Origin of the sequence: Corynebacterium uterequi (assembly GCF_001021065.1) — a bacterium.
Lineage (GTDB): Bacteria > Actinomycetota > Actinomycetes > Mycobacteriales > Mycobacteriaceae > Corynebacterium > Corynebacterium uterequi.
On sequence record NZ_CP011546.1, the window covers coordinates 1475016 to 1491383 of the forward strand.

Here is a 16368-nt window from a genome sequence, read left to right on the forward strand (position 1 = left end):
GGCAGCGGCCGCCCGACACCAGTGGAGAGTCTACTCAGAGACCGGGCGCATGCGTTGACTGATGACCCGGGTGACACCGTCGCCGCGCATGGTGACTCCGTAGAGGACATTGGCCACGTCCATCGTTGGCTTCTGGTGGGTGATGACGATGAGCTGCGAATCGGCCCTCAGCTGCTCAAAGAGCGCGATGAGCCGGCGCAGGTTGACGTCGTCGAGCGCGGCCTCCACCTCGTCCATGACGTAGAAGGGACTCGGCCGGGCCCGGAAGATGGCCACGAGCATCGCCAACGCCGTCAAGGACTTCTCCCCTCCCGACAGCAGCGACAGGCGCTTGACCTTCTTTCCCGGGGGCCGTGCCTCCACCTCAATGCCGGTGGTGAGCATGTCTTCCGGGTCGGTGAGCACAAGCCGGCCCTCCCCGCCGGGAAAGAGGATGGAAAACACGGTGGGGAATTCCGCCTCGACGTCGCGCCACGCGTCGGTGAACAGGGTGAGGATGTGCTCGTCGACGTCCTCAATGACGGCCGTGAGATCCGCGCGGGCCTTGACCACGTCCGCCAGCTGGGTGGACAGGAAGGAGTAGCGCTCCTCAAGGGCCTTGTATTCCTCTAGGGCTAGCGGGTTGACCTTGCCCAGGGAGCGCAGGTCCCGCTGCGCCTGGGTGAAGCGGGCGCGTTCGGCGTCGCGGTCAAAGTCCGGGCCGGGACTGTGCTCGCGAAGCAGGTCGGCGATGGCGATGCCGAGTTCGTCTGCGGTCTTGGCTTCCGCCTCTTCGGCTCGCACCTGGGCCTGGGATCGAGCGATCTCGGCCGCGTGTGCGGCGGCGGTCAGCTCGTCGAGCTGCCGGCGAAGCGCGCTGACCTCGTGCCGCACCGCGCTCGCCGCCTCCTGAGCGCGCGTGCGCTCGCGAAGCAGCTCGTCGCGTCGAGCGGTGGCGGTCTCTAAGGCGTCGGCGGTGCGGTGGGCCAGTGCGTGTGCGTGCTCGGCGACGGCGGCGGCCAGCTCTCCGGCGCGGCGCCGGGCCACCATCGCCCGTTCGTGGCGAGCTTTCGCCTCGCGTTCCTGCTTAGCCTGGCGGCGCAGCGCTTCGGCCTTACCGGCGTGTTGCCCGGCGCGCTCAGTGGCGCTGCGTAAGTCCAGCTGCGCCTCCATTTCCATGGCCTTGATCTGGGTGAGCGCGGCGGCGGCACGGTCCCGATCGGCGGTCGAGGCCTCCGGTGGGGCGTCGTCGTGCTCGACGTGGGCTAGGCGGTCGCGGGCGTCGGCGTGGTCGGATCGCAGCGTCGCGAGGCGGGCCTCGGCCTCGGCGGCGCGCTGGGCGTGGCGTTCGTGTTCGGCGACGGCTTTTTCGGCCTGGCTGAGCAGACGGTCGTGGTCGCGTTGCCACGTCGCGATGGCGGTGTCGTGGTCGCGTAGCGCGGCGGTCGCGGCCGCGGCGGCGACGCGGGCGTCGTCGGCGGCCAGCCGGGCGCCTTCGAGGGTGCCGGAGAGCTCATCGAAGGCGGCGGTGGCTTCGGTGAGCAGTTCGGTGGCCTCGGCGATGTCAGCGGTGACCTCGACGGTGCTTACGGCCCCCATTCCGGTGGCCACCCACCCTTCGCCGAGCAGCACCCCGGCGGGGGTGACGGCGCGCAGCCGGGGGTCGGCGTCGACGACGGCGCGGGCGGCGGCCACGTCGTCGACGAGGACGACGTCGGCGAGCAACCGGTTGATCGCCGGCGCGATTGAGGCGTGGACCTCGATGGCGTCGAGTAACCAGCGCGCCCCGGCCGGGAGCGTGGCGGTGATTCGCCAGGGGTCGTGCGCGCCGTCGCGGTGGTCGACGAGGACGGTGCGACGGGCGTCGGTGAGTTGTTCGACGATCTCCTCGGTGACGTTTCCGGCCAGGGCCTCCGCGTGAGGGCCGAGGGCGGCGGCGACGGCCGCGCCGAGGCTGGCGTCGGCGCTGAGAGCGGCGGCGATGGGGGCGAAGTCGGCGCCGAGAATATCCGCGGCGTGGCTCGTCGGCGCGGTGGCCTGGAGCGTGTCGATCTTCGCGCGCAGGGAGAATACGACGCGTTCGCGTTGGCGTTGGAGCTCGCGTAGCTCGTCGAGGCGGGCGTCTGCGGCGCGGGACTCAGCCGTGGCCTGCGCGTGGGCGTCCTCGATCGGCTGGCGTTCGGCGCGCAGGCGGTCGAGCGTGGTTGCGGCGGTGTCGGCGTCGTCGCGGGCGGCGCGGACGCGGGCTCGGGTGTCGGCGAGGGTGTCGTCGGCCCGGGCGATTTCCGCCTCGGCGGCGCTGATCTGCCGGGCGAGGGATTCCTCCGCGGCGATGAGGCGGACGAGCCCCTCGCGACGATCGGCAAGGGCGCGCAGGGCGGCGAGGTGCTCGGCCTCGGCGGCGGCGAAAGCCTCTTGGTGCTCGTCGACTTTGTCTCTGATGCTGTCGAGGCGTTCGACGGCCTCTTCGGCGGCGGCGATGAGCTCCTCGTGTTCCTCGTCAGCTAGGCGGGCGCGGGCGTCGAGGTCGTCCGGGTCGACGCCGCCGTAGGCGGTGATCCCGGCGGCCGCGGTGGAACGTTCCTCGGCGACGCGAATCGTGGCCGCCAGCCGCTCGGCGAGTGTGGACAGGCGGTACCACAGTTGCTGGGCTTCCTCGGCCTGCGGGGAGAGCTCGCCCAGGCGGGCGTCGTACCCCTGCTCGCGGTGGGTGGCCTCGGCGAGCGCCTCCGTCGCCGCGGTGACGCGGGCGGCGTGGAGGTCGGCGGTGCGGGTGGCGTCGGCGAGCTCCGTGCGAAGCGTGACGACGCGATCCCCGGCCAGGGCGAGGCGGGCGGCGCGCAGGGTGGCTTGGACGGTGGCGGCTCGGCGGGCAGCCTCTGCTTGGCGCGCCAGGGGGGTCAGCTGCTTGCCCAGCTCGTCGGTGAGGTCTTGCAGTCGGTCCAGGTTGGCCTGCATGGACTGGAGCTTGCGCTGCGCTTTTTCCTTCCGGCGGCGGTGTTTGAGGACGCCGGCGGCTTCCTCGATGTAAGCGCGTCGTTCTTCCGGTCGGGAGGCAAGGATGTCGCCGAGCTTGTTCTGGCCGACGATGATGTGCATCTCCCGGCCGATGCCCGAGTCGCTGAGCAGCTCCTGGATATCCATGAGGCGGGCGCGGGAGCCGTTGATTTCGTATTCGCTCGCGCCGTCGCGGTACATGCGCCGAGTGATGGAGACCTCGGTGTAGTCGATGGGCAGCTTGCCGTCGGAGTTGTCGATGGTGAGGGTCACCTCGGCGCGGCCGAGGGGTGGGCGATCGCCGGCGCCGGCGAAGATGACGTCTTCCATTTTCCCGCCGCGCAGGTTCTTCGCGCCTTGTTCCCCCATCACCCAGGTCAGCGCGTCGACGACGTTCGATTTGCCGGATCCGTTGGGCCCGACGACGGCGCAGATGCCCGGTTCGAAGGCCAGGGTGGTCGCGGACGCGAAGGATTTGAAGCCCTTGAGCGTCAACGATTTCAGGTGCATTGCCACGAGCTTAGCGCAGGGTTGTCGCTGGCTGTGAGTTGGAAAGGAGATGCTTTGATACCGCTATGTTTGTTTGCAAACAGATTCAAAGGCACCTATCGTTGGCCAGACAACTTTCGACAAGCAAAGGAGATTTCCGTGCACAAACGCCGCACCGTCGGAAGGTCAGGCAGGTGGACACCGTGAAGACCCTCCTCATCGCCAACCGCGGAGAGATCGCCGAAAGGATCATTCGCACTGCCCGGGAGCTCGGCATTACCACCGTCGTCGGCTACAGCGACGGCGACCGGGACGCGGGCTTCGTCGCCCTCGCCGACCACGCCTACGCCCTCGGCGGCACCCACGCCGGCGAGACCTACCTCAACGTCGCCAAGCTCCTCGACCTCGCTCGTCGCAGTGGCGCCGATGCGGTCCACCCCGGCTACGGCTTCCTCTCCGAATCCGCGGACTTCGCCGCCGCCGTCATCGATGCCGGCCTGACATGGGTCGGCCCCGATCCGACGGTGCTCGCTGGCACCGGCGATAAAATCGCCGCCCGCCACCTAGCCGACCGGGTCGGCGTAGCCACCGTTCCCGGCGTGTCCGAGCCGGTACGCGACGCAACCGATCTTCGACACTTCGCCGCCGACCACGGCTTTCCCATCCTCGCCAAACAAGCCGACGGCGGCGGTGGGCGCGGGATCGTCGCGCTACGCACCCCGGGCGACATCGACCGTTTCGTGCGCCACCCGCAGTTTCCCACCCGCTCCTACTTCGTCGAAAAGCTCATCGGTAACGCCCGCCACATCGAGGTTCAATGCGCCCGAGACGCCGCCGGTCACTTCGCCGCCGTGTCCACCCGGGACTGCTCGCTGCAACGACGCAACCAGAAGCTCATCGAAGAGGCCCCGGCCACCGGACTGAAAGAGGAGGCCACCGCCTACCTCACCGACGCCGCCCACGCCCTGTGCGAAGGCGTCGGACTAGTCGGGCTGTGTACGTGCGAGTTCCTCGTCGAGCCAGGCGCGACCGGTGAAGACGGGATCTACTTCCTGGAAATCAACCCCCGCCTGCAGGTCGAGCACCCGGTGACTGAGGAGGTCGCCGGCGTGGACCTCGTCGCCTGGCAGATCGCCATCGCCCGCGGGCAGGATCTCCCCGAGCGTCCGGCCCCGCGCGGGCACAGCCTGGAGTTTCGCATCACGTGCGAAGACCCCACCCAGGAGATGAAGCCCACCGGCGGGACCATCGAGCGGCTTCGGTGGCCGGTGGGCCCCGGGGTGCGCATCGACTCCGGTGTCACCGCCGGCGACGCGGTCTCCGCGGACTTCGACCCGATGATCGCAAAGATCATCGTCACCGGCCCGACTCGCGAGCGAGCCGTGGCCCGGGCCCGGCGCGTGCTCTCCGAGTTCGAGCTCGTCGGCATCCCCACTCCCGTGCCGCTGTATCAGAGCATCCTCGCCACCGACGCCTTCGCGTCGCAGCGCTACTCCACCCGTTGGTTGGAAGAGGGCTTCCTGCCGAACTGGCCCGGAGTCGCGGGCACCACTCGCGCTCGGGGCAACGAGGACGAGACAGCTCCCCAACCCGGGCACTGGCGAGAGATCGTCGTCGAGATTGACGGAAAGCGCACCGTGGTGGGTCTGCCTTCGGAACTGCTGCCCGGCGCCACCTCGACCACACCCGAGCCGCTTCGTCGAGCAGCCCAGCGCATCCGTCGCGCCGCCCGGCGCGTGCATCGACCCAAGGACGCCGCCCCCGTCACCGGGGAGGTCCGCTCCCCTATTCAAGCGATCGTCAGCGGCATCGCCACCAACGTCGGCGCCGAGGTCGACGAGGGCGAACTCTTGCTCACCCTCGAGGCCATGAAGATGGAGACCTACGTCTGCGCGCCGTGCGCCGGCACGGTGGAGTCCATCGCCGTGACCGCGGGAGACTCCATCAACGCCGAGGACCTGCTCGTCACCATCCACGCCGCCTCAGCAGCCACCCCCACCGAGGAGTCCTAGCCCATGGCACCTATCATCCGCGACAACTTCACCGCCGTGCGTGCCGAACTCAGCGAACGCGCCGAACAGCGCGCCCGGCAGCGCCAGCACCCGAAGGGCAAGCTCACCGCTCGTGAGCGCATCGAGGCGCTCGTCGACGCCGGCAGCTTCCACGAGATCGGCCGCTTCGCCGGCGGCGACGTCTCTGAAGGGTTCTCCGGGGCGGCCGTCGTCACCGGCCTCGGGCGGGTCGACGGCCGCCAGGTGGCCGTGTACGCCCAGGACTTTTCCATCATGGGCGGAACCCTCGGCGAGGTGGAGGGCGAGAAGATCATCGCGCTCATCGACCACGCTCTCACCTTGCGGGTTCCGGTCATCGGCATCCAGGACTCCGGCGGGGCCCGCATCCAGCAGGGTGTGCGCGCGCTGCGCCAGTACGGCCGGCTCTTCCGCAAGACGTGCCAAGCGTCCGGGGTCATCCCGCAGATTTCCCTCGTCTTCGGCCCTTGCGCTGGCGGCGCCGTGTACCTGCCCGCCCTGACGGATTTCGTCATCATGACCCGGGAGAACTCCCACATGTTCGTCACCGGCCCCGACGTCGTCCGGGCCACCACCGGAGAGGAGGTCAGCTTCGACGCACTCGGCGGCGGCGAGGTGCACTCAAGCATCTCCGGGGTGGCGCACTACCTCGCCGAGGACGAGCATGACGCCCTCGACTACACCCACGCGCTGTTGTCCTACCTGCCGTCGCACTCGCAGGCGCCCGCCCCTCGCTTCGGCTACGATCCGGCCACCGATGCCCGTCCGCTCATCGACCTTGAGCAGGTCGTTCCCGTGTCGTCCCGGGTGCCCTACGACATGTGCGAGCTCATCGCCGCGCTCGTCGATCACGGCGAATTCGTCCAGGTGCATGAGCACTTCGCCCGCAGTGCCGTCGCGGGCTTTGCCGCCATTGAAGGCCGCAGCGTCGGCGTAGTGGCCAATCAGCCCAATGTCGGGGCCGGCACTCTCGACGTGGACGCGTCGGAAAAGCTCGCCCGGTTCGTGCAGTTCTGCGACGCTTTCGGGCTGCCCGTCGTGTCCCTCGTCGATGTCCCCGGCTATCTTCCCGGCACTGACCAGGAACACACCGGCATCATCCGGCGCGGCGCGAAGCTCATCTGGGCTTATGCGAACGCCACCGTTCCCTTGGTCACCGTCATCGTGCGTAAAGCCTACGGCGGCGCCTACATCGTCATGGGCTCTAAGGGCCTCGGCGGGGACCTGACGTACGCCTGGCCCGGCGCGGAGATAGCCGTGCTGGGCGCGGAGGGCGCAGTGAGCATCATCCACCGCCGAGAGCTCGCCGACGCCCGTGAACGAGGCGTCGAGGCCGCCACGCTCGAACGGTTGACCGCCGAGTACCGGGAGGCCAACGTGAACCCGAACCTGTCGGTGGCGTGCGGGGAGCTCGACGGCATCATCGCCCCGTCGGAGACCCGGGAGACCATCGCGTCGTCCCTGGCCGCGCTCGATTCGAAACAACCGGCCCAGCCGCTGCCCCGCCGCCACGGCAACCCACCGCTCTAGCGTCACCGTCCACACCAACATTGCAGTTTTGTTTCCAAAGGATCATTTTATGCTTGCGCAGACGCCCTTGTCCCTCATTCCCTTCCACGAACGACTAAGCACCCACCCCTACAGCCTGCACTTCGCCGGCCAGGCCACCCCCTGGCAGGCCGCCCTCGCCGAGGTGACCGCCGATCCTCGGCTGCGCCGCGCCCTCGACGCCGCCCTCACCCGCAGCGACGCCCTGCTCGCCGACGTCCTCCCAGAGCTCACGCGCATCACCGGCGGTCCGCTGAATCTACTCGACGCCCCCACCAACCACGCCTACTCTTCCGTCCCCGGCATCCTTACGGCCCAGTACGGCCACCTGCTCGACCTCTTCGGCGATGCCCTTCCCGCACAGCCGGTCGCCGCCGTCGGCCATTCGCAAGGCGTGCTCGCCGTCGCCCTCGCCGAGCGTCATGGTGATCCTGACCACGCCGCCGCGCTCGTCGCTCTCGCTCGCCTCATCGGCGCCGCCGCTACCGCCGCTACCCGCGCCCACCGCGCCGAACGCTTCGGCGAGCTCACCCCCATGCTCGCTGTGCGCGGCATCGACCGCGATCGGTTGGACGCCGTCCTTACCCGCCACGACAGCGTGTGCGTCGCCATCCGTAACACCCCCACCGCCGTCACCCTCAGTGGCCTGCCGGCCGCCCTTGATGCGGTGAGAGAAGACCTTGCTGCCCTGACGGCCGAGCACGCCGAGGCACTCGCCGCCAAGCGCACCGGCGGCGCCCCGCTCACCATCGTCACCGAGTTCCTCGACGTCGCCGCCCCCTTCCACTCCCCGCTGCTCGACGACGCCGTCGTCAGTGTCGTCGAATGGGCGAGCCGCTGCCCCGGTCTCGCCGATATCGAGTCCGAGCGCCTCGCTCGCGCCGTGCTCACCGACCGGCCGCACTGGGACGACGAGGTCACCGCGGCCCTCGACGCGGAGTTCCTCCTCGACCTCGGACCCGGCTCTGGTGTGCGCGGCCTCACCGCCCAGCTGGCGGAAGGCCGCGGCGTCGGGCTCATTGACGCCTCCACCGCCGACGCCCGGGACGCACTCCGCAGCCCCGCCTTCACCTGGCCCACGGGGCAGGATTACGCCGAGTTCGCGCCCCGGCTGCGCACCATCAACGGTCGCACCGTCGTCGATACCGCCTTCACCAGGCTCACCGGCCGTGCCCCGGTTGTGCTTGCCGGCATGACCCCCACCACCACCGAGCCGGACATCGTCGCCGCCGCAGCCAACGCCGGCTACTGGGCGGAACTCGCCGGCGGCGGCCAGGTCACCGAGGAGGTCATCCGCACCAACCTCGACTCGTTGAAGGACCAGCTCGACCCCGGTCGAACCGCCCAGTTCAATGCCATGTTCATGGACCGCTACCTGTGGAATCTCCAATTCGGCGCACAACGGGTGGTGACCCGCGAGCGGGAATCGGGAGCGCCGCTCGACGGCGTCGTCATCTCCGCCGGTATTCCCGAGCTCGACGAAGGCGTCGAACTGCTCACCTCCCTGCGAGCCAGCGGTTTTAGCTACGTTTCCTTCAAGCCCGGGACGGTGGCGCAGATCCGCCAGACCCTGGCTATCGCCCGGCAGGTTCCCGAAGTCCCCGTCATCATGATGGTCGAAGACGGTCACGCCGGCGGCCACCACTCCTGGGAGGACCTCGATCACCTGCTGCTGAGCACGTACGCCGAGATCCGAGCGCAGCGCAACGTCGTGCTCGTCGCCGGCGGCGGCCTGGGCATGCCGCAGCGCGCTGCCGAATTCCTCACCGGCGACTGGGCGCTGGCCCACGGCGCGGTGCGCATGCCCGTCGACGCCATCATGATCGGTACCGCCGCGATGACCGCCAAGGAGGCGCACACCAACCCGGACGTTAAGCAGTTGCTCGTCGACATTCCCGGCATCTCCGCCGAGGACAACGGCGGCTGGGTCGGTGCCGGCAGAAGCGCCGGCGGCGTCACGTCGGGCCTGTCTCACCACCTGGCGGACATGTATGAGGTGGACAACGCCGCCGCCGACGCCGCGCGGCTCATCGCCGAGGCGCACGCCAATCCTCAGCTGCGCACCACCCGCAGGGCCGAGATCATCGCCGCCATCAACAAGACGGCCAAGCCCTACTTCGGTGACCTCGCCGAGATGACCTACGCCGAGGTCCTACGCCGCTATGTCGAGCTGACCTTCCCCTTCACCGACATCTCCTGGCAGCAACGCCTCCTCGACCTGTGCCAGCGCTTCGAGGCCCGCCTGTGCAAGCAGGACTACGGCCCGATCGAGCCGATCTTCGCCGACCTGGACGACGTCGCCGACGCGTCCACCGTCATCCCCCGCTTCGTCGACGCCTACCCCCTAGCCATCGACATCACCCTCACTCCCTTTGACGTCGCCTGGTTCATCGAGCTGTGCCGCCGCTACCCCAAGCCGGTGCCCTTCGTGCCGGCCATCGACGAGTCCCTGCTCGCGTGGTGGGGCACGGACGGGCTGTGGCAGTCGCACGACCGCCGCTACCGCGCCGACGAGGTCCGCATCATCCCCGGCCCCGTCTCTGTCGCGGCGATTACCACCGTCGACGAGCCCGTCGCCGAGATCCTCGGCCGCTACGAAGACGCCATGATCGAGGCGATCGGCACCGACGCCGACGCTCCCGAGGTGTTCTCCCGCACCGCCGAGACGGTCGAGGACTACCTCCGGCAGTGCCCGCACATCAGCTGGCACGGTCACCTGATGGATAACCCGGCGGCCGTGCTGCCCGAGGCGACGCTCACGCCCACGGACGCCGGGATGGACATCGTCGTCGCCCTGGACACCGCCTGGGACGCCACCGGCTCCGACCAGCACGCCGTGAAGGAGCTGCGGATTCCGCTCCTGCTCGGCGACGGGGTGCGCACCGGTGCCGTGCCCGTCGTCGACGACGCTCGCCTCAGCGACACCATGTTCGGCCTGCTGGCCGCCACCGCCGGCGTGGGGTCCACCACGGTCACCGGCACCCCCATTACCTCCCTGCCGAGCATGACCGACTCCGCGGATTCGCCCTTCGGAGAGGCGCACGCCGACGTCGCGCTCTCGGCGGACCTGGGGGCCCTGCACGCCGGGGTCACCGCCGCCACCCTGCCCGCCGACCTGCCCTTAGCCGGCATCGTCCCCTCGGCTGTGCTCGGGCTGTGCTGGCCGACGATCTACGCCGCACTCGGCTCCGCCCTCGTCGACGACTACCCGGTCATCGAGGGCCTGCTCAACGCCGTGCACCTCGATCACACCGAGGCATTCGACGTCGCCGAGCTCGGCTCCGCCGACGCCATCCACACCCGCTCCTGGTGCGCCGCCATTACCGAATCCTCCTCCGGCCGGGTGGTGGTGGTCCCCACCGAGGTGAGCATCGACGGCCGAGTCATCGGCCGCTTCACCGAACGCTTCGCCATCCGTGGTCGCGTCCACGGCAGTGAGCTGCCCGCGGACCCGCCGGTCGCCGGCGGGGTCCTCAAAGAAACGGCAGACACCCCGCACAGCCTCCTGCGCCGGGTCAGCGTCACCGCCCCGGCGGACATGACCGCATTCGCCATGGTCTCTGGCGACTACAACCCCATCCACACCTCTCACCGGGCCGCCCGCGTCGCCGGCATGGCGGCGCCGTTGGTTCACGGCATGTGGCTGTGCGCTGCCGCCCAGCACGCCGTGGCCTGCGACTACCGCATCATCGGGTGGACCTACCGCATGTTCGGCATGGTCAACCTGGGCGACCAGGTCGACATCAGTGTCGAACGCGTCGGCATCGGCGCCGGCGGGCACCTGCTGCTCGACGTCACCTGCCGCGTGGGCCGGGAGATCGTTTCCCAGGCGACTGCCGCCGTCGCCCCGAAGACCACCGCCTACGTCTACCCCGGGCAGGGCATCCAGGAGCGCGGCATGGCGTTGGCCGACCGGGCCAACTCCCCGGCAGCGCGCGAGGTGTGGCGTCGTGCCGACGAGCACACTCGCTCCCACCTCGGCTTCTCCATCCTCGCCGTGGTCCGCGACAACCCCACCGAAATCACCGCCGGTGGGCGCGTCTTCCGCCACCCGGAGGGCGTGCTCCACCTCACTCAATTCACCCAGGTGGCACTCGCCACCGTCGCGTTCGCCCAGACTTCGACGCTGCGCGAGGCCGGCGTGCTCGTCGACGGCGCATACCTCGCCGGGCATTCCCTCGGCGAATACAATGCGCTGGCGTCCTACGCGCAGATCTTCCCGCTCGAAACCGTGCTCGACATCGTCTACCACCGCGGCTCGACGATGCATCACCTCGTCGAACGCGACGCCGAGGGACGATCCAACTACCGCATGGCGGCGCTGCGCCCGAACCAGTTCGGCGTCACCGACGCGAAGGTCCGCGACTACGTGGCCGACGTCGCCGAGCGCTGCGGAGAATTCCTCGAAATCGTCAACTACAACGTGGCTGGCTCGCAGTACGCCGTCGCCGGCACCGTCGCCGGCATCGACGCTCTCACTGCCGACGCCACCCGGCGCGCCGAGGCCGCCGGTGGACGCCGCGCCGTCATCCCCATCCCCGGCATCGACGTGCCCTTCCACTCCTCGCGGCTGCGCGCCGGCGTGCCTGAGTTCCGAGATACGCTCGACGCGCTGCTGCCCGCGGACATCAACCCCGACGTGCTTCTGGGCCGCTACCTGCCGAACCTGGTGGCACGGCCCTTCGAACTCAGCGAGGATTTCCTCGACGCAATCCTGGCCGTGGCTCCCTCCGAATACGTCACGCAGCTCAAGGCGCGGTGGTCGGAGGTGGACCTCATCGCGGAGCGCGCTCAGCTGTGCCGCGGCCTGCTCATCGAGCTGCTGGCCTGGCAATTCGCTTCGCCGGTGCGGTGGATCGAGACCCAGCAGTGGCTCTTCGGCCGCGCCGGTATCTCCACCGTTATCGAGGTGGGGCTAGGTAATTCGCCGACCCTGGCCAATATCGCTGCCCGCACCCTGGCCATGCCTGAGTTCCGCGCAGCGAACTGTACCCCGCTCAACGTCGAGCGGGACCGGGACGAGGTGTTCCATCGCAGCGTGCGCGCAGCGGAAGAGCCCGAGCCCGAGCCCCAGGCGGCACCGGACACCGCCCCGGCACTCGAGGCCGCAGCGAGCCAGCCGGTCTCGCCTGCGCCCGCAGCGCCCGCCACGACTACGGCCGTGGTCGCGACCATCGCCGACGTTGACTTCACCGCAGCCGACGCGGTGCGGGTGCTGCTCGCGGCGTCGACGAAGCTCTCGCTCGCGCAGATCGCCGAGGCGGACACCATTGAGTCGCTCACCAACGGCGTGTCCTCGAAGCGCAACCAGGTCCTTATGGACATGTCCTCCGAGCTGAGCCTGTCCGCCATCGACGGCGCCTCCGAGGCCACCATCACCGAGCTGTCCGCCACCGTCAACGCCGCCGCGCACAACTACCGGCCCTTCGGCCCCGTCCTCGGCGAGCACGTTCACGAGGCCATCCGGGCCGCCTTCGGAGCGGCCGGGGTGAAGGCCTCCGCCATCGAACGGCGAGTGCGCGACGCGTGGGCACTCGGCGACGGCTGGGTGACGTGGACCACCGCCATGATTCTCCTCGGCACCCGCGACGGGGCCTCTCTGCGCGGCGGCGACCTGGGCTTCCTGCCATCGGCGACGAACGCGAGCGACGTCGATAGCCTCATCGATGCCGCCGTCGAGGCCGCCGGCGCTCATCTCGGCGTGGCCGTGGCGAAGCCCGCCGCGGCCACCAGTACCGGCGGCGTCGTCGACTCCGCAGCGCTGACCGAGTTCCGCGAGCAGCTCACCGACGCGTTGGCCGCCAATGCCCGCGACTTGCTGGAGCGGCTCGGGATCTCCTCCCCCGCTGTCGAGGCGCCCGCCGCCGAAGACCTCTACCCCGTCATCACTGCTGAGCTCGGCACCGGCTGGGTGGAGCTGGTCTCCCCCGCCTTCGACGCCCGCAAGGCCGTCGAGCTCAACGACCGGTGGGCCACCGCCCGCGAGGACCTCGCCCACATCGCCGCCGGTGAGGACGTCACCGCCTGCTTCATTGCGACCGGCGCTGAGGTCGCCCGCCAGGCGCGTTACCGCGCCGAGTGCGCCGAGGACCCGGCGATTCGCGCCCGGCTGCTCGCCGCCGCAGATGACGCCGAGGACACCACCGCCGGCGAGTTCTCCGGCCAGGTGGCCGTCGTCACCGGCATGACTCCGGTGTCTATCGCCGGCGCCGTTGTTCGTCGCCTTCTCGCTGGTGGCGCCACCGTCATCGCCACGGCGTCGTCGATCAGCCAACAACGCCTGCTCGACGCCCGCCGTCTCTACCGCGAATCCGCCCGCGGCGACGCCAGCCTGTGGCTGGTCCCGGCAAACCTCTCCTCCTACCGGGACATCGATGCTCTCGTCGAGTGGGTCGCCACCGAGCAGGTGGAGTCCGTCGGCGGGGCACCCAAGGTGATCAAACCGGCGCTGCTGCCGGATTTGCTCTTCCCCTTCGCGGCCCCGCCGGTCGCCGGCACGCTCGACCAGGCCGGCCCCGCGGCGGAGAACCAGGCCCGCCTCATGTTGTGGGGCGTGGAGCGCCTGCTCACCGCGCTCGCGGCCATCGGTTCCGATACCCACGTCGATCACCGGCTTCACGTCGTGCTCCCCGGCTCGCCCAACCGTGGCCTCTTCGGCGGCGACGGCGCCTACGGCGAGGTCAAGGCGGCTTTCGACGCGGTGGTCAACAAGTGGTCGGCGGAAGACTGGGGGCGTCGCACCACGCTGGCTCACGCCCGCATCGGGTGGGTGCGCGGCACCGGCCTCATGGCCCACAATGATCCCCTCGTCGCGGCCGTCGAGTCGCGGGGCGTGCGCACGTTCAGCACCGCAGAGATGGCCGACGAGCTCCTCGCTCTCGCCTCTGTTGACACTCGCCACGAGGCGCTGAGCGGCCCCGTCGACGCTGATCTCACCGGCGGGCTCGCCGCCGTGGACTTCGCCGCGCTCAAGGCCGGCGTCGAGGCCAACAAAGACGCCGAACCCGCCGATCCGCCGGCATCACCGAGGCTCAACGCCCTACCCACCCCGGAGTCGATCCACCTGCCGGATAATTCCGGCGCCTTCCTGTCCGGCTCTGCCCGACCGGAGGATCTGGTGGTCATCGTCGGTGTCGGCGAGATCGGGCCCTGGGGCTCCGCCCGCACCCGAGGCGCCGCGGAGTTCGGCATCGCCGCCGACGGCGATGTGGACCTCACCGCCGCCGGTGTTCTCGAACTGGCGTGGATGATGGGCCTGCTCACCTGGCATGAAACCCCGCAGGCGGGGTGGTATGACTCCGCTGACCAGCTCGTTGAGGAAGGCGACATCTACGCCCGCTTCCGCGACGAGGTTGTCGCACGCAGCGGCGTGCGCGAGGTGTGCGACCTGGGCGCCATCAGCGACGGTGGCACCGTCGACGCCGCCACGGTGTACCTCGACCGGCCCATCAGTTTCACCGCGGCCGACGCCGACGAAGCCCGCGCCTACCAGGCTGCGGATCCCCAGTTCACCGAGATCGCCTGCGTCGACGGCGAGTGGGTCGTGACCCGCAGGCAGGGTGCCACCGTGCGCGTGCCGCGCCGGACCACCCTCACCCGGCATGTGGTGGGCCAGATTCCCACCGGCTTCGATCCGGCGCGGTGGGGCCTGCCGGCGTCCCTCATCGAGAACATCGACGTCATGGCCCAGTGGAACCTCGTGGCCACCGTGGATGCGTTCCTTTCTGCCGGTTTCACCCCGGCCGAACTGCTCGCCGCCGTGCACCCCACCCAGGTCGGCTCCACCCAGGGCACCGGCTTCGGCGGCATGTCCTCCATGCGGCGGCTGTTCGTGGACCGCTTCAACTCCGAGGCCATCCCTCACGACGTGCTTCAAGAAACCCTGCCCAATGTCATCGCCGCCCACACGATGCAGTCCTACGTCGGCGGTTATGGTCCCATGGTCCAGCCGGTCGCGGCGTGCGCGTCGGCGGCGGTGTCTCTGGAAGAAGGCGTGGACAAGATCGCCACCGGCAAGGCCAGCTTCGTCGTCACCGGCGCCATCGACGATCTTTCCGTGGAATCCCTCCAGGGCTTCGGCAACATGAACGCCACCGCTAACTCCGACGAGCTCGCCGCCAAGGGCATTAACCCGCGCTTCAATTCCCGGGCCGGCGATTCTCGCCGCGGCGGCTTCGTCGAAGCCCAGGGAGGCGGTACGGTGCTCATCGCCCGCGGCGACCTCGCGCTACAGCTCGGCCTGCCCGTCTACGCCGTGGTGGGATACGTGCAAACCTTCTCCGACGGCATCCACAGCTCCATCCCCGCCCCGGGGCTGGGTGCGCTCGCCGCCGGGCTGGGTGGCCGGTACTCGCGACTGTCGCGCCAGCTCTCCGCACTGGGTATCAGCGCTAACGACATCGCGGTGGTGAGCAAGCACGACACCTCCACCAACGCCAACGACCCCAACGAGGCCGAGCTGCACGAGCGGCTCGCCACGGCGATCGGCCGCAGTGAAGGCAACCCGTTGCACGTCATCTCCCAGAAGACCTTGACGGGACATGCCAAGGGCGGCGCCGCCCTCTTCCAGATCGCGGGCCTGACCCACGTGTTCGCCTCCGGGTGGGTGCCGGGCAACCGAAGCCTCGATAACCAGGATCCGGTCTTCGCGGACCGGAAGTACCTGGTGTGGCCACGTCAGCCGCTGGAGCTGGGTAAGGCCGGGCCGATCAAGGCCGCCCTGGCCACGTCGCTCGGCTTCGGCCACGTCTCCTCCGTCATCGCCCTCGCTCACCCGGGTGCCTTCGAGGCCGCGGTTCAGCGGGCGCGCGGTCCGGAAGCGCTCGACACGTGGCGTGCCTGGGCCACCGAACGCCTTCGCACCGGGGTGCACCGCTTCCAGCAGGGCATCATCGGCCGCGGCGAGCTCTACGCCCCGGTGGAGGGCCGTCGCCTCACCGGTGACGCCCACGACGCCGAGGTCACCATGCTCCTGGACCCCAACGCCCGGCTCGGGGCCGACGGCACGTATTCGGTGTAGCACGCACTGACTAGCGTTCGCGGAATCCTACCTCGCCTCTCGGGGCGAGGTACTGCTCGACGACGACGTCAACCCGCCCCGGGCGGCCACACCGGCTCGGATTCTCCCGCAGGAGAGTGAGGAGTTCGTCAGTGGCCTTCCGGGGCCCTTCCGCGACGACCTGCACGCGCCCATCCGGCCGGTTAGTGGCGTGCCCGCTAAGGCCCAGCTCCAGGGCCCGCGCACGAGTCCACCAGCGGAAACCTACTCCTTGGACCCGACCGTGGACAAAGGCCACCATCCGCGTGTCAGTGCTGCTCATGACTC

Annotated in this window: 5 protein-coding genes; 3 read left to right on the forward strand and 2 right to left on the reverse strand. The window is 69.8% G+C overall.

All coding sequences use genetic code 11. The features are described 5' to 3' along the window. Positions 1-30: 30 nt before the first annotated feature. Positions 31-3486, reverse strand: a complete 3456-nt coding sequence (gene smc, locus CUTER_RS06895) for a chromosome segregation protein SMC (protein ID WP_047259815.1) — start codon at positions 3484-3486, stop codon at positions 31-33. Between the two features lie 173 nt (positions 3487-3659). On the opposite strand from smc, the gene CUTER_RS06900 reads away from it, so the two are divergent. Genes CUTER_RS06900 through CUTER_RS06910 form a run of 3 tightly spaced genes read left to right on the forward strand, consistent with a single transcriptional unit; the run spans position 3660 to position 16062 of the window. Continuing rightward, positions 3660-5477, forward strand: a complete 1818-nt coding sequence (locus tag CUTER_RS06900; protein ID WP_047259816.1) for an ATP-binding protein — start codon at positions 3660-3662, stop codon at positions 5475-5477. A gap of 3 nt (positions 5478-5480) precedes the next feature. After that, positions 5481-7025 carry an acyl-CoA carboxylase subunit beta gene (locus tag CUTER_RS06905; protein ID WP_047259817.1) on the forward strand — a complete coding sequence of 515 codons (1545 nt, stop codon included), beginning with the start codon at positions 5481-5483 and terminating at the stop codon, positions 7023-7025. Positions 7026-7074: 49 nt separating this feature from the next. Next, the gene (locus CUTER_RS06910; RefSeq protein WP_047259818.1) at positions 7075-16062 is read left to right on the forward strand and encodes a type I polyketide synthase; all 8988 of its coding nucleotides are present in this window, start codon (positions 7075-7077) and stop codon (positions 16060-16062) included. Positions 16063-16072: 10 nt separating this feature from the next. Here CUTER_RS06910 and CUTER_RS06915 read toward each other — a convergent pair whose 3' ends face one another. Further along, positions 16073-16363 (reverse strand): acylphosphatase, encoded by a 291-nt coding sequence (locus CUTER_RS06915; RefSeq protein WP_047259819.1) that lies wholly within the window; start codon positions 16361-16363, stop codon positions 16073-16075. Positions 16364-16368 lie beyond the last annotated feature (5 nt).

Excerpts from the sequence above, each read along its gene's own strand:
- smc (WP_047259815.1), bottom strand. The coding sequence starts at position 3,486 with ATGCACCTGAAATCGTTGACGCTCAAGGGCTTCAAATCCTTCGCGTCC.
- CUTER_RS06910 (WP_047259818.1), top strand. The coding sequence starts at position 7,075 with ATGCTTGCGCAGACGCCCTTGTCCCTCATTCCCTTCCACGAACGACTA.
- CUTER_RS06905 (WP_047259817.1), top strand. The coding sequence starts at position 5,481 with ATGGCACCTATCATCCGCGACAACTTCACCGCCGTGCGTGCCGAACTC.
- CUTER_RS06915 (WP_047259819.1), bottom strand. The coding sequence starts at position 16,363 with ATGAGCAGCACTGACACGCGGATGGTGGCCTTTGTCCACGGTCGGGTC.